The sequence below is a fragment of the Acidovorax sp. sic0104 genome (assembly GCF_019219095.1).
Lineage (GTDB): Bacteria > Pseudomonadota > Gammaproteobacteria > Burkholderiales > Burkholderiaceae_C > Acidovorax.
Genome location: NZ_JAHUWH010000005.1, coordinates 176,678 through 195,289 on the forward strand (window position 1 = coordinate 176,678; position 18,612 = coordinate 195,289).

General features: G+C 60.1%; 20 protein-coding genes. 7 read left to right on the plus strand and 13 right to left on the minus strand.

Features of this window, described 5'->3' with window-relative positions:
• Positions 1-81: 81 nt before the first annotated feature.
• Positions 82-1,035, plus strand: a complete 954-nt coding sequence (locus tag KW835_RS10565; protein ID WP_218382330.1) for a glycosyltransferase — start codon at positions 82-84, stop codon at positions 1,033-1,035.
• On the opposite strand, the gene KW835_RS10570 is transcribed toward KW835_RS10565, so the two are convergent.
• From KW835_RS10570 to moaC, 8 genes are all read right to left on the minus strand, one after another.
• Positions 1,023-2,228 carry a lipopolysaccharide biosynthesis protein gene (locus KW835_RS10570; protein WP_218382331.1) on the minus strand — a complete coding sequence of 402 codons (1,206 nt, stop codon included), beginning with the start codon at positions 2,226-2,228 and terminating at the stop codon, positions 1,023-1,025. The two genes, KW835_RS10565 and KW835_RS10570, sit on opposite strands and share 13 nt — an antisense overlap.
• Positions 2,229-2,235: 7 nt before the next feature.
• Positions 2,236-3,021 (minus strand): bifunctional 2-polyprenyl-6-hydroxyphenol methylase/3-demethylubiquinol 3-O-methyltransferase UbiG, encoded by a 786-nt coding sequence (locus KW835_RS10575; RefSeq protein ID WP_218382332.1) that lies wholly within the window; start codon positions 3,019-3,021, stop codon positions 2,236-2,238.
• Positions 3,022-3,047: 26 nt separating this feature from the next.
• Complete coding sequence (locus KW835_RS10580; protein ID WP_255593450.1) at positions 3,048-3,560, minus strand: acyltransferase; 513 nt, start codon at positions 3,558-3,560, stop codon at positions 3,048-3,050.
• Between the two features lie 90 nt (positions 3,561-3,650).
• On the minus strand, positions 3,651-4,814 hold the full coding sequence (locus KW835_RS10585; protein ID WP_218382334.1) for a DegT/DnrJ/EryC1/StrS aminotransferase family protein: 1,164 nt from the start codon (positions 4,812-4,814) through the stop codon (positions 3,651-3,653).
• Positions 4,815-4,983: 169 nt separating this feature from the next.
• Positions 4,984-5,949, minus strand: coding sequence for a glycosyltransferase family 2 protein (locus tag KW835_RS10590; protein WP_218382335.1), 966 nt, complete (start codon positions 5,947-5,949; stop codon positions 4,984-4,986).
• Positions 5,946-7,091: a glycosyltransferase family 4 protein gene (locus KW835_RS10595; protein WP_218382336.1), complete on the minus strand. Its 1,146-nt coding sequence runs from the start codon at positions 7,089-7,091 to the stop codon at positions 5,946-5,948. The genes KW835_RS10590 and KW835_RS10595 overlap by 4 nt, the downstream gene beginning before the upstream one ends.
• Before the next feature lie 23 nt (positions 7,092-7,114).
• The gene (locus KW835_RS10600) at positions 7,115-8,443 is read right to left on the minus strand and encodes a nucleotide sugar dehydrogenase (protein WP_218382337.1); all 1,329 of its coding nucleotides are present in this window, start codon (positions 8,441-8,443) and stop codon (positions 7,115-7,117) included.
• Positions 8,444-8,566: 123 nt separating this feature from the next.
• On the minus strand, positions 8,567-9,079 hold the full coding sequence (moaC, locus tag KW835_RS10605) for a cyclic pyranopterin monophosphate synthase MoaC (protein ID WP_218382338.1): 513 nt from the start codon (positions 9,077-9,079) through the stop codon (positions 8,567-8,569).
• A 122-nt stretch (positions 9,080-9,201) separates the two neighbouring features.
• Between moaC and KW835_RS10610 the strand changes: the two genes are divergently transcribed.
• Positions 9,202-10,761 carry a M48 family metalloprotease gene (locus KW835_RS10610; protein WP_218382339.1) on the plus strand — a complete coding sequence of 520 codons (1,560 nt, stop codon included), beginning with the start codon at positions 9,202-9,204 and terminating at the stop codon, positions 10,759-10,761.
• On the opposite strand, the gene KW835_RS10615 is transcribed toward KW835_RS10610, so the two are convergent.
• The 3 genes from KW835_RS10615 to KW835_RS10625 all read right to left on the minus strand — a co-directional run bounded on the left by KW835_RS10615 (position 10,729) and on the right by KW835_RS10625 (position 12,454).
• Positions 10,729-11,082 carry a phage holin family protein gene (locus KW835_RS10615; RefSeq protein WP_218382340.1) on the minus strand — a complete coding sequence of 118 codons (354 nt, stop codon included), beginning with the start codon at positions 11,080-11,082 and terminating at the stop codon, positions 10,729-10,731. The genes KW835_RS10610 and KW835_RS10615 overlap by 33 nt on opposite strands.
• 92 nt (positions 11,083-11,174) lie before the next feature.
• Positions 11,175-11,633 carry a hypothetical protein gene (locus tag KW835_RS10620; protein ID WP_218382341.1) on the minus strand — a complete coding sequence of 153 codons (459 nt, stop codon included), beginning with the start codon at positions 11,631-11,633 and terminating at the stop codon, positions 11,175-11,177.
• An 86-nt stretch (positions 11,634-11,719) separates the two neighbouring features.
• Entirely contained in the window at positions 11,720-12,454 is a 735-nt protein-coding gene (locus KW835_RS10625; RefSeq protein WP_218382342.1) for a TerC family protein, read from the minus strand.
• A gap of 483 nt (positions 12,455-12,937) precedes the next feature.
• Between KW835_RS10625 and KW835_RS10630 the strand changes: the two genes are divergently transcribed.
• Together KW835_RS10630 and KW835_RS10635 are read left to right on the plus strand one after the other, a co-directional pair.
• The gene (locus KW835_RS10630; protein ID WP_218382343.1) at positions 12,938-13,381 is read left to right on the plus strand and encodes a DUF3717 domain-containing protein; all 444 of its coding nucleotides are present in this window, start codon (positions 12,938-12,940) and stop codon (positions 13,379-13,381) included.
• A 112-nt stretch (positions 13,382-13,493) separates the two neighbouring features.
• The gene (locus tag KW835_RS10635) at positions 13,494-13,799 is read left to right on the plus strand and encodes a DUF2007 domain-containing protein (RefSeq protein ID WP_218382344.1); all 306 of its coding nucleotides are present in this window, start codon (positions 13,494-13,496) and stop codon (positions 13,797-13,799) included.
• A 113-nt stretch (positions 13,800-13,912) separates the two neighbouring features.
• On the opposite strand, the gene KW835_RS10640 is transcribed toward KW835_RS10635, so the two are convergent.
• Positions 13,913-14,473 carry a YaeQ family protein gene (locus KW835_RS10640; RefSeq protein WP_218382345.1) on the minus strand — a complete coding sequence of 187 codons (561 nt, stop codon included), beginning with the start codon at positions 14,471-14,473 and terminating at the stop codon, positions 13,913-13,915.
• A gap of 202 nt (positions 14,474-14,675) precedes the next feature.
• The gene (gene purB / locus KW835_RS10645; protein WP_218382346.1) at positions 14,676-16,055 is read right to left on the minus strand and encodes an adenylosuccinate lyase; all 1,380 of its coding nucleotides are present in this window, start codon (positions 16,053-16,055) and stop codon (positions 14,676-14,678) included.
• 133 nt (positions 16,056-16,188) lie between these two features.
• On the opposite strand from purB, the gene KW835_RS10650 reads away from it, so the two are divergent.
• The 3 genes from KW835_RS10650 to KW835_RS10660 all read left to right on the plus strand — a co-directional run bounded on the left by KW835_RS10650 (position 16,189) and on the right by KW835_RS10660 (position 18,589).
• A complete protein-coding gene (locus KW835_RS10650; protein WP_218382347.1) occupies positions 16,189-16,803 on the plus strand; it encodes a glutathione S-transferase family protein in 615 nt (204 codons plus the stop codon).
• Between the two features lie 69 nt (positions 16,804-16,872).
• A complete protein-coding gene (locus KW835_RS10655; protein WP_218382348.1) occupies positions 16,873-17,592 on the plus strand; it encodes a TetR/AcrR family transcriptional regulator in 720 nt (239 codons plus the stop codon).
• Positions 17,593-17,998: 406 nt separating this feature from the next.
• The gene (locus KW835_RS10660; RefSeq protein ID WP_218382349.1) at positions 17,999-18,589 is read left to right on the plus strand and encodes a TRAP transporter small permease; all 591 of its coding nucleotides are present in this window, start codon (positions 17,999-18,001) and stop codon (positions 18,587-18,589) included.
• Positions 18,590-18,612: the final 23 nt, after the last annotated feature.

Genomic DNA, 18,612 nt, shown 5'->3' on the forward strand with positions numbered 1-18,612 from the left:
TTCAGCCATGCATTCTGAACATCTCAGGCAACTGTGACAGTTCGACCCTTGTCTATTATGATTCGAGGGAAAGTTGACGCCGTGACTACACCAATCGTTAGTGTCTGCATATCCACCTACAATCATCAACGATATATTTCCAGATGTCTCGAGAGCGTGGTGGCTCAGCTACCACCAGGAAAACTGGAAATATTGGTTGGTGACGATCTTTCGACTGATGAAACACGAGGCATCGTTACAACGTTTGCGCAGAACTGGGGTGACATAATAATCCCCATCTTCAATGAAAAAAATCTCGGTCCGAGCGCTAATTTGAGTCAATTGATTCGACGCGCGCGAGGCCAATTCATCGCCCATCTAGACGGGGACGATTATTGGCTCCCGGGTAAACTGGCTGAGCAGCTTGCCTTTCTCAAAGTAAATGCTACCGCTCCCGCAGTGTTGTCCAACGCATTGGTAATTTCGGACGATGGCTCTCCTATCGGTTTCTTTACGAACTATCAAAAAGAAAGGGTTGGCCTGTCGGACTTGGTAGGCAATGGCAATTTTCTCTGCCATGGCAGTCTTTTATACAGGGCAGAATATAAGACGCGCTTACTTGAAATTCCCATGCCATACATTGACTACATGCTTCTTATCCGGCTGGCGGAAATTGGGCCAATGGGCTATCTGCATCACCCGTTTGTGGCATACCGCTGGAACTCCACTACCTCTATGAGGGCTGCAATGCGCGGCTTGGTTCATGAGAACTTCTGGCACGCCCTGAAATTCGCATTTGGGGCAGGTGTGGATCGGGTTACTCTGCGCAGGGCAGTTTCTCATTTCTTCGAGCAAGTAACCGTTGCAAACCTAATACAGGGCAAGCTGGGGGCTGTATGGTCATGGGCGCAGCGGCTGCGCAATGAAAGCCCTGTGCCTGTGATGGGGGCAGTGCTCTGTGGCGCGATGCGCATGCCGTTGTCATTGTGGCGTTACCTACGCAAACAGTACGGTAGTCGTAAATTTAAGAATACCAGCGTTTTTTACCGTCGCTGATAGCAGGCTACTGCGGCCCACGCTAGCATGCAAACGCTGGCTTCTGTGCCAATGGCCATAGTCACTGCCCCGATACTCCCCCAAAGCGGTATCAGCCATGCTGCAAGCAGCAACATAAAACCAAGCCCTGCGCACTCAACACCAATGCGCAGCAGTTGTCGTCCCTGTGAAGTAAGAACGCTCGTGCCGAGCAACCGCAAGCCGTAAAGCGGCATCCACAGCGCCAGCCAGCGCGCCAATTCCGCCGAATGGGAGAATTGGCTGCCAAGTAACGTTGGGATTAACTGGGCAGTTAACTGCAAGGCGATTCCCCCGACAAACGCCCAGCCAAGAATTGCCACCAGCGAATGCCGTAGTAGTCGCTTACGTTGTCCAGAGGAATCTCGAAACAGACGGGGTTGAATCGCACTGATGAAAGCAATGATTGGCATTGCCATAACACTTGCAAATCTGTACGCAGCTGCATAAGTGCCAGCCAAGTCCCCTCCACCCATGCGAAGTGCAAGGGTTTTATCAAGTTCCGTGATGGCATTTCCAATGAACCACTGCGCGGAAAATGCGGAACCTGCTCTGGCGTCCTCCATTGACCACACAAAGGGGCTGGGCCCTGGCTTCAGCAGGATGAGTACTACGCCAAAGGCTATTGTCGCGCTCAGCAAGCCGGTCAGCGCGTGCAGCATTGCATAGACGGAAAAATCGTGACCAGGCACGAAAAACCAGAAACCCAAAGCCGCTACCAATCGCAAGAACGCGTTGATGGTTGGAAGTGCGCTATACCAACCCATTTTCTCTTGCGCTTGAAAGGCGTGGCTGCAGAGCACGATGAATGGCGCACAAACGACATCCGAGCAAGCGATCGCCAGCACTAGGATCCAACTATGCTGAGGCGGTGAGAGCAAAAGAAAGGCAGCGACCAATAGACCACTGCTGGACAAGCTCAGCACGAGGGACTGGCGCCAGTATCGACTGAAGCTCTGAGGTTGGCGGGACACCCGTTGTAGCAGGAGCATTGCCCCCCCCAACCCAGACAGTCCCGCCAGGGTGGTAGCAAGACTTAACAAACCAGACAACACTCCCAGTCCATGGGGGCCCAGTGCACGCGCGATGACAACCATCCATGCGGCTTGGCACAGCACACGGGCAGCCTGCCAAGTGGTTCCAATTAGCGTGTTTCGAGCAAGGCGGCCGCGCATGCGCAGATCAGGGCTTTACCCAGCACATGAAAGGTTCGCGAAGATTCATTCCATATCGATGGGCATCCATATCCGGCAGCAAGTCGCCGTGAAATTGTATTTTCGGTATGAGACCCGCGGACGTAACCAGGCCGAAGATATCGGAGCCGTACAACCGCACGTGGTCTTCCTGCCCATACAACAACAAGCGTGTTTCGCTCGAACGGATCTGAGGGAGCGACAAGCTGTGCTCCAGCTTTGCGGCAAAAGGGGTTTGAAGAATTGCGTGTCCGCCTGGCTTTAAAACACGCACGATTTCTTTAATTGCCGCGATATCATTGGGAACGTGCTCCAAGACATGATTGGCAATGAGCAGGTCAAATTGGGCGTCAGGGAACTGGATCGCTGTAATGTCGACACGCGTGATCTCAGGCTCCCCCGGAAATAAATCTCCCTGGATGTATGCAGTCGGCTGAACCGACTGGATATATTTACGCAGATTCCTTTCCGGAGCAAAATGAAGCACTTGTTTTCCGCGAAGCTCCAGCAAATTGCTTCTCTGCATAAATGCCAATAGGTGACGCTCCCGATCAGTACAGCCACAAAATGGACAACTAAATCGTCCCAAGTCAGACCCAATAATATCCAATTCGCGCAAAATCGGAGAAATCGATGCAGTACCGATGCGATACGGAAGGAAGCTGGGCACTTCTCGACCGCACATATTGCAGACTCCGGGAGCGTAGCGACTCCAAGCATGCGTGTATCTAATGAAGCGTTTTACTGTTTTCAACAAATAGTTTCTTGCGCGCATATTATGCAGATATGCTGAAGCTCCACTCATTTTAGATTATTCTCTCTAAGCAAAGACTCCTCAAGGTCAAGTAGTCGTTTGGATCTAGTTTTGATTTTTCTGGCAGGGTGTCCTGCAAAGACACCCCATGCGTCCAGGCTCTTTGTAATGAGTGAAAGGGCACCAACTGATGCGCCCTCCCCAACAATTACCCTGGGAAGAATCACAGTTCCGGAGCCAATGATCACGTGACGGCATAGCCTCACCTCACCTCCCGTGACACCAGTGAATTTCCCAGGGACTGTAGGATTGGTGAGATGCTCCCCGGAATAGTCGTCCGATCGGCTATAAATTTTCACACCTTGTGAAATCCCACTAAAATCGCACAATGTAATGCCATCTCCGGCGGACAATAACGAGTACCCTCCAATGTGCACATATGAACCTATTCTCACCCACCCGCCCCCTGGAGCAATGATGGAGGTATACCCGTCTATACGCACATTGCTCCCTATTTCTATATTTTCCACACCGATGATTGTGCAATTTTTCGCAATCATCACATTGGTCCCTAGTGATCTGAAACCCGCAGACTGCAGATCGGATTCGGTAAAATATCCAGGATCGAATAGGTGCATGGCACAACGCCCTTACGTGGACTTACAGCGGCTAACTAGCTCAGAAAGAACCTCCGCCACACAGCGCACATCATCGTCATTCATCGACATGCCGGTAGGTAAAATTATAACTCGGTCCGCAATATACCTAGTTGCCGGCAGCAATAGCTCCGCATGAGGAAACAAATCCCGATACGGCTTCATACGATGAGCGCCTGGCCAAAAGTATTTCCGAGCCAAGATATTTTGCGCATTCAATCCCGACACAACCCTATCGCGAATGCTTGGATCAACCTCAACCACTACATATTGATAATTCGGCTTATTTTCAGCATCAAACCTTACCACCCGAATATCATCATTAGGCGACAGCAGCCTTGTATAGTGCTCATAGTTCCGTTGATTCTTTGCAATGAAATCCGACAATGAGCGAAGGTTGACCAATCCCATTGCTGCGTTTATCTCAGGCATCTTGCCGTTAGTTCCCGGATGTACAACGTTATCAAAGCCCGCAAAGCCGAAATTGCGCATCAACCGCATGGTTTCAGCCAGATTATCTTCGTTAGTCAGAACCGCCCCCCCCTCAAAGGTGTTGTAAACCTTGGTCGCATGAAAGCTGAGCACTTCACAACGTCCGAATCCGCCAATGCTGGTTCCATCTACGCTGCAGGAAAAAGCATGTGCCGAGTCATACATTAACTGAAGGCCGTTCTCGTCAGCGATCCGCTGTAGAGCTTGTACAGGAGCTGGGCGTCCCCAAAGATGTACCCCAATGATGCCGGTGGTACGGGGCGTGATCATGCGCTGTACAGCACTTGGATCCAGGTTGTGTGTGGCTGGATCGATGTCCGCAAAGACCGGGGTTATACCTTGCCAGAACAAGGCGTGAGCAGTCGCGACGAAGGTATAGGAAGGCACAATCACCTCACCGCTCAGGCCTAAAGCGCGGATGGCAATTTCCAAGGCGATCGTGCCGTTGCTCATGGCCACACAATGTTTTACCCCGTGCAGGCTGGCAATCTTGCTTTCCAGCTCTTGTACCAGGGGTCCATTGTTAGTTAGCCACCTTCGGCGAAGCAATTGCTGTGCAAGAGCCAAGAATTCAGCCTCATCACCCACGTTTGGGCGCCCCACATGAAGTGGCTCAGCGAATACCGGCTGCCCGTTTCCAGTCGCTAAATTTGATTTTTTTTGCATATTTCTTACAAGATCTACGATGACTGGGACTTGGAAAATTTACTCACATGCCATTCGCTCCGCGAAAATTTCCCAAGAACTATAAGAGTGGGCGGACAATCCAACGGATGGCGGTCAAATACCGCCAAGACAAAATCTGCAACAATGCATTTTTATTAATGCAGAAATACTAATCGGTCCTCGACTTCAATCCCACCACCACGCCTCGCCACATATTCGAGAGCTGCTGCACGCGTAATGGACCAGCGACAGTGGTAACTCCGGCGGTTAGAGCCAATTTTGCGATCGCCCAAACCTTCCACACGCTGGGCACATAGGGACGCTTCATGAGCAGGACGGCGTTACGATACAGGTATTGGTGCCGGATTGGGGAGCGAACCGGCCAGACTCGCCACCCAAAGAGCCAGATACGTGTGCTGGCTTCACCCATACTGTGTTTGAACACAGCATTCGGTATGCCCCAAAGTTTGTAGCCGTGAGCCAAAATGCGAAAGGCCCATTCAGTGTCCACGTGATCAATGAATAGATCTTCATCAAGACCACCCAGGTCACGAAAAAGCGCCAAGGACATCAGGGTTCCACTCCCATTGAGATTGGAGCACGGCACCGGCGTGCTTGAGCACGCACTTGGATAAGCACGCGTCCAACGCAAGCGCGTGCTCTGATGAAATCCATGCGTCAAGCCAGTAACCGGATCCTGCAGAAGCGGTCCAACGGCCCCAACGGCGTCACCGGAGCTTGACAGCTGCAAGAACGCCGTCATTAACGCCTCAATACTTCCATGCAGAGGCTCGCTGTCTTGATCAAGGAGAAGCACCAGTTCGGGCTTTTGTTCCAGAGCAGATAGCCATTGTGCTCCTAGATTGATGGCGGCTGCTAACCCCTGATTGGTTTCGCTGCAGATCAAATGCACGTTTCGAAATCGCCTGACGAGCATCGCCACCTCTGCGCGCAATTCAGGATGCGAAGCATTGTCGACGATGACCTTGATACTGGGTTCAGGCAAGACGTACAGTTGTGCCTCCAACTGCGAGAGCGAAGGATTGAATGTGACAGTGATTGTTGCCAACGTGGACTCAGTCGCGATTGCTCGGTTCATCCCCCCTGCCGGATCGACCTGCTGCTGCGTTTTCATGCTCGCAATATCTGTCGTAGCTCTTGGCCGAAAATGGACCACCCAAACCCCTGAGCAAAGGTCCGCGTTCTTGGTCTCCAACTTGTTGGGTTGTCATTCAATAGGTTCAATGTAGCCCGCGCAAACGCTTCATAGTTGTCAGGAATGACAAGATGTCCGGATCTGCCCTCTGCGACAGCATCCACTACTCCGCCGGTGGCGAATGCAACGGTAGGGATACCATGCGCCCCGGCCTCGATCGCAACCATACCGAATCCTTCCGGGTCGTGGGGCAGGCTTCGCACTGGAAAGACGTGCAACGTTGCGCATTCGTATGCGCATGCGAGTTCTGCGGAGTCTGTAATGGTGCCCAGAAACCGCAAGTGCTGTCCGACGCCTGCACTATTTGCAACGGACTGAATGCTGTCTCTGCTTTGCACGCTGGCGTGCAGGGCGTCTGCGGGGACGTCCCCGATCACTACCAGTATGGTGTCTGGCGCCTCGCGAACGATGGAAGGCAGGGCATGTTGAACGAACTCTCGCAACCCTTTGCGTGCCGTCAAACGCCCGATGGATAGCAAGACTCGGGAGTTTCCCAATCCATGGCGCTGGCGAAAAGCTTCCAATGCGGTGGCAGGCTGCGATTCCTCCGGGATATGAACACCCGGATGCAAGATGCGAAGTTTCGTTGGACTGACTCCCATCGCGCTAGCCAGTTCAGCGGTAGCTCGACTGTTGGCGATGACCGTGTCCATGTTGCGGATAGCGGGATGCCAAGCCGCTTTATACAGAGGGTGTTTGACAGCAGCATCAAGCCCATGCAGATAGATGCATGCACGGGCGCCGCATATGCGTGCGGCAGCCCACGCCGCGGGGGCAGTCAAGCCACTACCGGCAAAGACGATCTGGGGTTTCCATGCTTGGGCAGTGCGAATTGCATGCCATGCGGATGCCAAGATGAAACGCCGGAGCGGGCGTAAAGGCACCTCCGTTACGGCTACCGATGCAGGCCCCATAGCGGCGGCACCAGCCGGAGCCACCAGTCGCACGTCAGCACATTGCGATAACTCATGGGCAATGTGCCAATTCAAGCGTTCCATGCCGCCCACCAGGGGGGGCATATTGCGGGTGACAATAAGAATGCGATCGCGTTCAGAGGCCATAGCAAAAGGACCCGCCTTACTGCTCACGCGGATACCACCGTTGCACCAGGTGTCAGCCGGCCCCGCGTGTCGATCAGCAATCGAGCGTGATCCAGCAGCAGTGCATAGTCGAACCTATCGTGGTCCGTGGCTACAACAATGCAGTCGAAGCTCGCAATAGCTTCGGGCGTCAAGGGAATTGATTGCAGGTCGAACTGGTAATTCCGCTTGCGCGGAAATATCGGCACATGAGGGTCGCTGTAACGGATTTCTGCGCCTTTCGCCTGCAGCAGGTCCATGATCTCAACAGCAGGCGACTCCCTGGTATCGTCGATATTCTTCTTGTAAGCCAATCCCAACACGAGGATACGACTACCCTTGATGGCCTTTCCCCGCTCATTCAGCGCATCACCGACCTTACCCACTACCCACTGCGGCATGTAGTGATTGATCTCGCCTGCCAATTCAATGAACCGGGTATTGACCCCATATTCCCGAGCCTTCCATGTCAGATAAAAGGGGTCAATAGGGATGCAATGCCCTCCAAGACCCGGGCCCGGGCGATAGGGGACAAAGCCGAACGGCTTTGTCGCGGCGGCGTCGATGACCTCATGAATATTGATGCCCATCTTGTCGGCAACAATCTTCATCTCATTGACCAGCCCGATATTCACGCTCCTGTGGATATTCTCCAGCAGCTTGGTCATTTCAGCCGCCTTGGTGCTGCTGACCGGCACCATCGTGTGGATGGCATGTTGGTATAGCGCCAGGCCCAGGCGCAAGCAACTGGGGGTGTGGCCGCCGATGACCTTGGGGATGTTTTTGGTTCCAAAGTCAGGATTGCCGGGATCTTCGCGTTCGGGGGAAAACACCAAAGCGCAGTTCACGCCCGGCTCGAAGCCGCGAGCCTGCATTCTGGGCGCCAGAATTTCCTCAGTGGTACCCGGCCATGTGGTGCTCTCAAGGCTGACGATCTGCCCGACCCTCATGTGTCCCAAGGCCGCCTCAATGGTCTGGACAATGAAGCCAAGATCGGGCTCGCGGTGCGCATTCAACGGAGTCGGCACACAGATGATCAGCGCATCTACGTCACAGGTGCGGGCATAGTCCGCAGTTGCCTCGAAGCCGGCAGCCCGAGCCGACATGATCTCCTCTGCTTCTATCCGCTCGATGTAGCTGCGACCAGCGTTGAGCATCTGCACCTTGGCCGGGTCGGTGTCGAAACCGATCACCTTAAGTCCCGCTTCACTGAAGCGCAGGGCAAGGGGTAGTCCTACATACCCCAGTCCATAGATACCGATGACAGCGTGCTTATCGGCTATGCGTTGTTGAAGGGCTTGGAGGTTCGAGTCGCCGGAAATTTGAGAAGACATGCAGATTGAATGTATGAGGCGGCCTCTAGGCCTTGTCCGCATTGTGCCTGTCCAGTGAGCCTTTGCAACAACACCCAGCAGGTGTGTCTGGCGGGGCTCCGCAGCGGGGCCCATCTCGCCAATTCAGGGTTTAGCCGAGGCCACAAAACCCCCCGACCGCCCCCCGTGCTTCTCCACAACGCGCACATCCCCGATCACCATCCCTTTGTCGACCGCTTTGCACATGTCGTAGATCGTGAGCAAGGCGATTTGCACCGCCGCCAAAGCCTCCATTTCCACCCCGGTGGGCCCCACGGTTTCGACGGTCGCGGAACACCGCACCGAACTGTGCGCGGGCACCAGCTCGAACTCCAGTGCCACCCGGGTGAGTGCCAAGGGATGGCACAAGGGAATCAGGTCGCTGGTCTTCTTCGCCGCCATGATCCCTGCGATGCGCGCCACGCCCAGGACATCGCCCTTCTTGGCAGTGCCCGCCTCGATGATCGCGAGCGTGGCGGGCTGCATCTGGATGCGGCCCTCGGCCACCGCGATGCGGTGCGTGGCAGGCTTGGCGCCGACGTCGACCATGTGGGCCTGGCCCTGGCCATCGAAATGGGTGAGGGCTGGGGACGAAGAGGAGGCGGAAGAAGAAGACATATCGCGGGTGTTGCGCCTGTGACGGCGCAGGTTACGAAACATTCGGCGGTTCGGGGCATCATACGGGCATGTGGAACCGCTCAAGGGCAGGGGGCATCCCCCGCAAGCCGCCGATTCTTTCGATGCCCCTCTTCACGACTTTCCGGCCATTGGCGCCTGCAGTACGGGCGCTGACTGCTTCCATATTGATAGCAATCGGTGCCATCGGCGCTCCGGCCGCCCGGGCGCAGGCAGGGCTGCCCACTCTGGGCGACAGCAGCGACCTCACCACCAGCGCCGAACGCCGCCTGGGTGACCGCATCATCCGCGAGCTCTACCGCGACCCCGACTACATCGACGACGCCGTCATTGCCGACTACGTGCAGGGCATCTGGCAGCCGCTGGTGGCGGCGGCCAAAGCCCGCGGCGAGCTGTCGCCCGAGCTGGACGAGCGCTTTGCGTGGGAGATCCTGCTGGGTCGCGACCGCACGGTCAACGCGTTCGCACTGCCCGGGGGCTACCTCGGCGTGCACCTGGGTCTGATCGGCGTGGTCACCAGCCGCGACGAGCTGGCCTCGGTTCTGGCCCACGAGCTCAGCCACGTCACCCAGCGCCACATCTCGCGGTTGCTCACGCAGCAGAGCAAGCAGACGCCGCTGCTCCTGGGCGCGATGATCCTGGGGGCGCTGGCCGCCAGCAAGAACCCTGGCGCCACGCAGGCGCTCGTGGTGGGCGGCCAGGCGCTGGCCATGCAGAACCAGCTCAATTTCTCGCGCGACATGGAGCGCGAGGCCGACCGCATAGGCTACGGGCTGATGGCTCCTGCGGGGTTTGCGCCGCAAGGCTTCGTGAGCATGTTCGAAAAGCTGCAGCAGGCCAATCGGTTGAACGACAACGGCTCCTGGCCTTACCTGCGCAGCCACCCCCTGACCAGCGAGCGCATGGCCGACATGCACTCGCGCACCCCGCCGGGGGCGGCCACAGCTCCTTCCGCACCAGTGCCCGCCGGCACGATGGAACACGCGATGGTGGCTGCTCGTGCGCGCGTCCTGGCAAACCCCGGCGTGGACACCCTGCGCCAGTGGGTGGCGGAGCCACAGAGCACGGGCTTCGCCTCGCTGCCAGCCACGCGCCGCGCCGCAGTGCTGTACGCCTCCGCGCTGGGCAGCAGCCAGCTGCGCGACGCCCCGGGCGCACGCGCCACGGCGAAGAAGCTGGAGGAGTTGTCGCGCAATGATCCGGCAGCCCACCGGCTGGCCCGCCTGCTGACTGCAGAGGTCGAGCTCGCTGCGGGCGACGCCGCCGCAGCACTGGGCGCCTTGCCAGCCGAAGCCGGCAGCGCCAGCACACACCACAGGCCGGACCTGGTGCTGCGCACCCAGGCCCTGCTTCGCCTGGGCCGCGCCGGCGAGGGCACCGGGGCATTGCAGACCTGGGTTGCCACGCACCCCCGGGACGCGACCGTGTGGCAGCTGCTGGCCTCCAACTGGCAGGCCCAGGGCCAGCCACTGCGGGCCGTGCGGGCAGAGGCCGAGTCCCATGCCGCGCGCTACGACTATGCAGCAGCGGTGGACAGGTTCAAGGCAGGACAGGATCTTGCCCGCCGCGGCGGCCCGCAGGTGGACCACATCGAGGCGTCCATCATCGATACGCGGCTGCGTGCAGTCGAATTACTTCTTCGCGAACAGGCCGCCGAGCGCTGACTCGATCAGAACGCCCAGCACGGTGTAGATCAGCGACCCGATGAGGGCGGCAGCGAAGCCCTGCACATGAAAGCCGTCCAGCACGGCGGCTGCGGCCCAGAACATCAGGGCGTTGATCACGAAGAGGAAGAGCCCCAGCGTGACGATGGTGACCGGCAAGGTCAGCACCACCAACACGGGCCGCAGCACCACGTTGAAAAGCCCGATGACAAAGGCTGCGATCAACGCCGATGTGAAGCTTTTCACCTCGACCCCGCTGTAGATGTAGGCCACGAACAGCAGCGATGCTGCGCTGAGCAGCCATTTGAGAAGGAGTTTCATGGCCAAAGAATAGCACCGGCCAGCTGCAACGAAAAAGGCCCGTGAGGGCCTTTTCAACGTGGAAACGCGGTCGCAGGACGGGCTGGCGCCACCTACTCCAGCGCAAGCACCCACAGCGCTCCAAAGCCGGTGAGCAGGCTGCTCAGCAGCGTGCCCGGCCGGGGCGACGACCAGCGGCGGCCTGCGGCGTTTTGCTCTTCGGGGTTGTCCGACTTGGGGCGGCGGGCATCGACCACCTGGGCTGCTGAAGGCTGGGCGGCCTGCAACTGCTCGGTCAGCTCTACCAACGGGCCCTTGGCCACCACGGTGGTCACGCTGCTGGCGGGGGCCCGCAATGCGGGCAGGATCTGCGAGAACAGCTTGTCGGCCCATTTCGCGCGCCAGTTCTCGCGTGCGCTGTGGCTCACCCATTTGCTGATGCGGTGGGTCATGCGGGGAGCGCAGGCGACCAGCACCCACTGGGTGTGCTTCGTGGCATCCCGGGCGAACAACGGGGCCAGCACCTGCTCGGCGTACGCCGCGTCGTCCACATACACGATGACTCTGTCCATACCATCATCTCCTGTTGAGAGCCATCGGGCCCGGCGGGCGAACCTGCCCGCCAGGGCCCCAAGGCCAAAGCCAAAGGTCCGCCAGATCAGCCTTGCTGCTCGGCGGGCGCGGTCGCAGCGCGGCGCGACAGGATGAACTTGCCGGCCAGCAGAACCAGCACGGCACCGGCCACGCTGGCACCGTAGCGGATCACGTCCGTCTGCGGCAGCTTGAGCATCCATTGCCACTTGTCGGGGTTGGCGAACACGGGGTCGGTGACCAGCATGCCACCGGCGATCCAGCCCAGCAGCATGCCGCCGGCCGTAATGATCATGGGGAAGCGCTCCATCAGCTTGATGACCAGCTGGCTGCCCCAGACGATGATCGGGATGGAGATGAGAAGGCCCAGCACCACCAGCAGGAACGAGTGTTCGCCAGCATTCTGGGCGGCACCGGCGATGGCGATGACGTTGTCGACGCTCATGACCAGGTCGGCCACGATGATGGTCTTGATGGCGGCCAGGAGCTTGTCGCTGCCCTGCACGTCGCCATGGCCGTCTTCATCGGGTGCGAGCAGCTTGACGCCGATCCAAACCAGCAGCAATGCGCCCACGAACTTGAGGAAAGGCAGGGCCAGCAGGGTCATCGCGAAGGCGATCAGGATCACGCGCAGGATGATGGCACCCGCGGTGCCCCAGATGATGCCTTTGGTTCGCTGGGCGGGCGGAAGCTTGCGGCAGGCCAGCGCAATGACCACCGCGTTGTCGCCCCCAAGCAGGATGTCGATGATGATGATCTGCCCCAGGGCGATCCAGAATTCGGGCGAAGCCAAAAAGTCCATAAATTCCTCTGTATCAATGCGCGCGAAAGGAGGATCCCGGTGCCACTGTAGCGCCGAGTCCGTCCAAGGGATAGAGGGCCTGCGATGAGAGGATCAAGGGCGCGCCCACGGTGGGCATTGACATGCGAAGGACGGCCTTGATCAGCCCTTTGCAGGGCCCATCAAAGGTCTTGCTCGGCCAGGCGCACATGCATGCGCCAGGCCCGGACCGCCGGAAGCGGTGTGCGCTTCGTACTGACGACGGTTCCGATGCCTCGCCCCCAAAAGCCAGGTTCTGGCCGTGCCGGGTGGCAAGTCGGGAGCTACTCCCCTTCGAAGCATTGATTGGAACATTGCCAGCGCCCTCGCGCAAGGGCGGCTTGTTGTGGTTAATGCTTACAAAAGTCCGGCCTGATATCTGCCAGGGGTCTGCGGCACCGAATAACACCGCTGGCGGAATGCTGGCTGGGGGCGGCTATGATCCAGCCCCTTTCGTCTTTCCCCATGGCTGTCCTGCATATCACCGACATCGAAGCCGCGATCAACCATTGGCGCAGGCGCAGCCCGTCTCCCGATGGCGTGGCGCTGGCGCCCGAGGTCCGCACGCTCGGAGAGCTGTATGCGCTCATGGTATTCCGGCGCGAGGACGGGGTGGACGAAGCCGCCATGCCGCCCGAGGCCCTGGCCGCCTGGCTGGCCTGGTACGACACCACGCCAGACACACCCTGCATCGCCATCTGTTCCACCAGCCAGGGCGACGATTTGTGCAAAGGCTGCGGGCGCACGTTCGACGAGGTCCAGTTGTGGCCCTCATTCACGCCGGCGCAAAAGCGCGTGGTGTGGCGCCGCATCACGTTGGAGCATTCGGCCTGGCGCTTCAACCGTTATGCGGAGCGTGCTGCCGAAGGTGTGTCGCCCCGGGCCACAGCTGCCGAACCCGCGCCCTGACGTTGTCTGCGCCGCAGCTGGCAGCACACAGGCGGCCACGGCCCGCAATACGCTGGGCTACCAGGGCTGCCCTGGGCTGTACGCCTCCGGTGCAAACCGTTAAGGTGGGCCCATGCTGCGCCTCACCCAAGCCCCGAACATCGCCATTGCAACGCTGTGGGCGGATCTGCTGTGTGAAGCGGGCATGACGGCCTCCGTGCAGCGCCAGTACCTGGGCGCTGCAGCGGGTCATCTGCCGCCGGACCAGTGCCTTCCCGAGATCTGGCTCGAATACGACGAGCATGCCGGCCGCGCCCGCAGCCTGCTCCAGGCGCTGCAGGACCTGCCCCAGCGCCGCTGGGACTGCCGGTGCGGAGAGTTGGTGGAGGGCGGTTTCGAGCAGTGCTGGCAGTGCGGCGCGCTCATGCCGCGTGACTGACCGGGTTTTGCTCAAAAACTCCTGAATTCATAGCAAACACCGCTTTTCCAGCAGGCGTTAGCTGCCGATTTGGCCGTGCCACGGCCATGCCGCGACCGTGCGGCGAAGGTGCGCTACTTCCAGCGCACAGGCTCCACGTGCACGCTGCCCAGGGTGCTGCTCAGGGTGATGGCGCCTTCCTGCACCGTGGCTTGCAGTTGCATGCTGCGCTCGGCCAACTGGGCCAGCGCCTGGGACGCGTCGGTGGGGATGCGCCAGACTTCCAGCTTTTCCAGGCGAGAGAGTTTGGTCTCGATGCCGCGCCACCACACCTCAGCCGCATGGTTGAAGCAGTACACGATCACCGCGTCGGACTTGCTGCAGGCCTTCGTCAGGGGCTTGTCTTCCGGCTGGCCCACCTCGATCCACACGCGCTTGCGGCCCGTGAAGTCGGTCAGCGACGCGTCTGGATCGTCCGGGTCCGAGAGCCCCGCGCCGAACGCGAGGGTGCCGTCGCCATGGCACAGGTCGTTGAGCTGATGCGCCTGGATGGCCATGGCCACCAGGCGGATCATCATGCGCTCGTCGGTTTCGCTGGGGTGGCGCGCCAGGGTGAGCGCGTGGTCGGCGTAGTAGCCGTGGTCGATGTCGGCGATCGAGAGATGCGCCTTGAAGATCGTGGATTTGAGTGCCATGGGGCCTTGCTATAAATTAGATAGCTTCCAGCGCTTATCTATCAAGCGACAGAGGCCAAAAAGGCTTGAAAAACCGGTTGCGCAACGTGTCGCGACACCGCACGAGGCCCGCGCCGCCCACATCAGCGCACCCGTGGAACTGGCTCCGCCAGGCCACCGGGTGCGTCCCCCGCCGGGGGAAGGCGCAAAGCGCCTCGGGGGACTACACCCGCCGGGCCAGTTCCGCCGCCTTGCCCGTGTAGCTGCCCGGCGTCATGGCCAGCAGGCGGTCCTTTTCGGCCTGGGGGATTTCCAGCGAATGGATCAGCCCATGCAGGGCCTCGGCCGTCACGGTCTTGCCGCGCGTGACTTCCTTGAGCTTCTCGTACGCACCCTGCACGCCGAATCGGCGCATCACGGTCTGGATGGGTTCGGCCAGCACTTCCCACGAAGCGTCAAGGTCCGATGCCAGATTTTCCTCGTTGAGTTCGAGCTTGTTCAGGCCCGTGAGCAGTGACGCATACGCCAGCGCCGCGTAGCCCAGCGCCACGCCCATGTTGCGCAGCACGGTGCTGTCGGTCAGGTCACGCTGCCAGCGGCTGACGGGCAGCTTCTCGGACAAGTGGCGCAGCATCGCGTTGGCCAGGCCCAGGTTGCCCTCGGCGTTCTCGAAATCGATGGGGTTGACCTTGTGCGGCATCGTGGACGATCCGATCTCGCCCGCCTTCAGGCGCTGCTTGAAGTAGCCCAGGCTCACATAGCCCCAGATGTCGCGCGACAGATCGACCAGGATGGTGTTGGCGCGCGCCACCGCGTCGAACAGCTCGGCCATGTAGTCGTGCGGCTCGATCTGGATGGAGTAGGGCTGGAAGGTCAGGCCCAGGCCCAGCGGCTCGGGCGTCTCCACGACCTTCTTGCTGAACGCTTCCCAGTCGAAGTCGGGCCAGGCGGACAGATGGGCGTTGTAGTTGCCGACCGCACCGTTCATCTTGCCCATGATCTTGACGCTTGCGATGCGCTCGCTGGCGGCCTGCAGGCGCATGACGACGTTGGCCATCTCCTTGCCCACCGTGGTGGGGCTGGCCGTCTGGCCGTGGGTGCGGCTGAGCATGGGCACGTCGGCGTAGGCGTGCGACATCTCGCGCAGCTTGAGCACGATGCGGTCCAGGCCCGGCAGGATGACCTGGTCGCGGCCCGAGCGCAGCTGCAGCGCGTGGCTGGTGTTGTTGATGTCTTCGCTGGTGCAGGCGAAATGCACGAACTCCGACGCCTTCTCGAGTTCAGGGCGCGCCTCGAACTTGCTCTTGATCCAGTACTCCACGGCCTTCACGTCGTGGTTGGTGGTCTTCTCGATCTCCTTGATGGCAGCGGCATCGGCTTCGGAGAAGTTCTTGATCAGGCCCAGAAGGTAGGCGCGCGCGCCGGTGGTCAGTGGCTTGAATTCGGCAAAACCTGCATCGGACAGGGCGATGAACCAGGCGACCTCCACCTGCACACGGCGGTGCATGTAGCCGTGCTCGCTCATGATCGGGCGCAGGGCGGCAAGTTTGCTGGCGTAACGGCCGTCAAGCGGCGACAGGGCGGTGATGGTGGACAGGCTCATGGGCCGCAATTGTAGGTGGTGGGGCAGTGTCACGGCTTCGCCACAGGCGCTGCCCGGCCGGCAGCGGTGGCCCGGCCGCAGCCGATAGAATCAAAGTCGATTGTTCTGACTACAGCGCACTGGAAGCCACACCATGAAATTGATCGGAGCCACTGCCAGCCCCTACGTCCGCAAGGTGCGGGTCGTGATGGCGGAAAAAAAGCTCGACTACCAGTTCGTGCAAGAGAACGTCTGGGCAGACGACACCACCATCGCCGCATCCAACCCGCTGGGCAAGGTGCCCTGCCTGGTGATGGAAGGCGGCGAGGCCGTCTTCGACTCGCGCGTCATCGTGGAGTACCTCGATACCCTCTCGCCCGTGGGCAAGCTCATCCCCAGCCAGGGCCGCGAGCGCGCCGAGGTCAAGACCTGGGAAGCCCTGGCCGATGGCCTGGTGGACGCGGCCATCCTGGCGCGCCTGGAAGCCACCTGGGCCCACCGCAAGGACAGCGAGCGCAGTCAGGCCTGGATCGACCGCCAGCTGCGCAAGGTGAACGACAGCCTCAAATCCATGAGCCAGGGCCTGGGCGACAAGCCGTTTTGCAGCGGCATCCACCTGAGCCTGTCGGACATCGCCGTAGGCTGCGCCCTGGGCTGGCTCGAATTCCGCTTCCCCGAGATTGCCTGGCGCGGCGAATACCCCAACCTCGCCAGACTGCTCGACAAGCTCATGCTGCGCCCGAGCTTCGCCGACACCAAGCCGTCCTGAGCGGAGCCTGACGCCGTCCGGCCCACGCGCCCCATGGGTTTGCATGGCGTGCCGTATGCTACGCAGCTTATGAACGAGACGGTTCAAAATCCGAACAAGCCCCTTGCAGGCACGCGCGCCGGGCGGCAGCGTGCGGCCCGAGATGCCGCTGCCACGCCAGGCGCCGACCGCGTGCGCGTGAACGACCCCGACCGCACCATGGCCAACATCCTGCAGGTGGCCACGGCTGAGTTTGCAGACAAGGGCCTGTCCGGCGCGCGCATCGACGAGATCGCGGCGCTCACCAGCACCAGCAAGCGCATGATTTACTACTATTTTGGTAGCAAGGAAGGCCTGTACGTGGCGGTGCTGGAGGATGCCTACCGCCGCATCCGGCAGATCGAGTCCGAACTGCATCTGGAGGACCTGGCCCCTGAACAGGCCCTGCGCACGCTGGTCGGCTTCACGTTCGACTACCAGTTGGCCAACCCGGACTTCATCCGTCTGGTGATGAACGAGAACATCCACCGCGGCGAGTTCATCACCCGTTCCACGACCATCCAGGAGCTCAACATCCCCGTCATCCACGCGGTGCACAACGTGTACCAGCGCGGCGTGGCAGCGGGTGCCTTTCGCCCCAACGTGGACCCGGTAGACCTGCACATGTCGATCTCGGCGCTGTGCTTTTTCAACGTGTCCAACCGACACACGTTTGGCGCAATCTTCAAGCGCTCGCTGGACACGCCCGCGGCCACCGCACAGCGCCGCGAGTCGATCGTGGAGATGATCGTGCGCTTCTTGCGGCCGTAAGTTCGCCAGCGTGCCGTGACGGCTTCATGCGCTGGCAGGCCGCGCAAGCCGCCCATGCGCGGTTGCACCTCGACTGGACCGTGGCATGCCGCGGGGCACCGCCATCGGCGAAACTCGTCCATTCACAAACGCTACTCAATTCATAGCAATCAGCGGCGGAGATACGGCCTGCAGGGCAATTCGCCCAACCAACCGCCTTCCTGACCCTGCCTCCGCCACACAGCGGCCACCGCGCTGCTTCGGCGACTCTCCAGCCCGCCTGTACGAGTCCTGCTTGTGCGCTCCGCCAGCGCGCAAGGCCGGCCTTTTCACGCGTCCGCCCCGCGAAACGAGCGACAGGGTTTGCACCTACTCAAAATACTAACCAGTTCGTACAAAATTCGCTTCACTACCACGGAGACACGCCATGCTGGAATTCACCGACCGCCTCCTCGGGCGCTACACCCGGCTCCTGGACGCGTTGAGCGGCCTGTGCCTGGCGCTCATGGTGCTGCTGGTCTTCAGCAACGTCGTCGCGCGCTACGTGCTCAATTCGGGTCTGACCATTTCCGAAGAACTTTCACGCTGGCTGTTCGTGTGGCTGACCTTCATGGGCTCCATCGTCGCGCTGCGCGAGCACGGCCATCTGGGCACCGACATGCTGGTCGCGCGGCTTCCCGCTGCGGGCAAGCGCGCGTGTCTGGCGCTCGCTCAGATCGCCATGTTGTGCGTGAGCTGGCTGCTGCTCTCAGGCAGCTGGGCGCAGATGTTGATCAATTGGGATACCGAGGCCCCCGTCACCGGCGCTTCGGTGGCCATCTTCTATGCCAGCGGGGTGCTCATGGGCGGCTCGGCCATCGCCATCCTGCTGCGCGACCTGCTGCGCACGCTGCTTGCGCCGCTGTCCGAGAAGGACCTCGTCATGGTGCAGGAAAGCGAGGAGCTGGCTGCCGTGGCCCTTCGCCATGAAGGCGACAGCAGCACCGGTGCGGGCCCCTCGGCAACAACGCGCCGCTGAGCCGCCCGCATTGCCCCACTCAC

What these genes read in the sequence shown, in the direction of transcription:
- KW835_RS10570 (WP_218382331.1), bottom strand. Translation starts at nt 2,228, where the DNA reads ATGCGCGGCCGCCTTGCTCGAAACACGCTAATTGGAACCACTTGGCAG.
- KW835_RS10575 (WP_218382332.1), bottom strand. Translation starts at nt 3,021, where the DNA reads ATGCGCGCAAGAAACTATTTGTTGAAAACAGTAAAACGCTTCATTAGA.
- KW835_RS10580 (WP_255593450.1), bottom strand. Translation starts at nt 3,560, where the DNA reads ATGATTGCGAAAAATTGCACAATCATCGGTGTGGAAAATATAGAAATA.
- KW835_RS10585 (WP_218382334.1), bottom strand. Translation starts at nt 4,814, where the DNA reads ATGCAAAAAAAATCAAATTTAGCGACTGGAAACGGGCAGCCGGTATTC.
- KW835_RS10590 (WP_218382335.1), bottom strand. Translation starts at nt 5,949, where the DNA reads ATGAAAACGCAGCAGCAGGTCGATCCGGCAGGGGGGATGAACCGAGCA.
- KW835_RS10595 (WP_218382336.1), bottom strand. Translation starts at nt 7,091, where the DNA reads ATGGCCTCTGAACGCGATCGCATTCTTATTGTCACCCGCAATATGCCC.
- KW835_RS10600 (WP_218382337.1), bottom strand. Translation starts at nt 8,443, where the DNA reads ATGTCTTCTCAAATTTCCGGCGACTCGAACCTCCAAGCCCTTCAACAA.
- moaC (WP_218382338.1), bottom strand. Translation starts at nt 9,079, where the DNA reads ATGTCTTCTTCTTCCGCCTCCTCTTCGTCCCCAGCCCTCACCCATTTC.
- KW835_RS10610 (WP_218382339.1), top strand. Translation starts at nt 9,202, where the DNA reads ATGCCCCTCTTCACGACTTTCCGGCCATTGGCGCCTGCAGTACGGGCG.
- KW835_RS10615 (WP_218382340.1), bottom strand. Translation starts at nt 11,082, where the DNA reads ATGAAACTCCTTCTCAAATGGCTGCTCAGCGCAGCATCGCTGCTGTTC.
- KW835_RS10620 (WP_218382341.1), bottom strand. Translation starts at nt 11,633, where the DNA reads ATGGACAGAGTCATCGTGTATGTGGACGACGCGGCGTACGCCGAGCAG.
- KW835_RS10625 (WP_218382342.1), bottom strand. Translation starts at nt 12,454, where the DNA reads ATGGACTTTTTGGCTTCGCCCGAATTCTGGATCGCCCTGGGGCAGATC.
- KW835_RS10630 (WP_218382343.1), top strand. Translation starts at nt 12,938, where the DNA reads ATGGCTGTCCTGCATATCACCGACATCGAAGCCGCGATCAACCATTGG.
- KW835_RS10635 (WP_218382344.1), top strand. Translation starts at nt 13,494, where the DNA reads ATGCTGCGCCTCACCCAAGCCCCGAACATCGCCATTGCAACGCTGTGG.
- KW835_RS10640 (WP_218382345.1), bottom strand. Translation starts at nt 14,473, where the DNA reads ATGGCACTCAAATCCACGATCTTCAAGGCGCATCTCTCGATCGCCGAC.
- purB (WP_218382346.1), bottom strand. Translation starts at nt 16,055, where the DNA reads ATGAGCCTGTCCACCATCACCGCCCTGTCGCCGCTTGACGGCCGTTAC.
- KW835_RS10650 (WP_218382347.1), top strand. Translation starts at nt 16,189, where the DNA reads ATGAAATTGATCGGAGCCACTGCCAGCCCCTACGTCCGCAAGGTGCGG.
- KW835_RS10655 (WP_218382348.1), top strand. Translation starts at nt 16,873, where the DNA reads ATGAACGAGACGGTTCAAAATCCGAACAAGCCCCTTGCAGGCACGCGC.
- KW835_RS10660 (WP_218382349.1), top strand. Translation starts at nt 17,999, where the DNA reads ATGCTGGAATTCACCGACCGCCTCCTCGGGCGCTACACCCGGCTCCTG.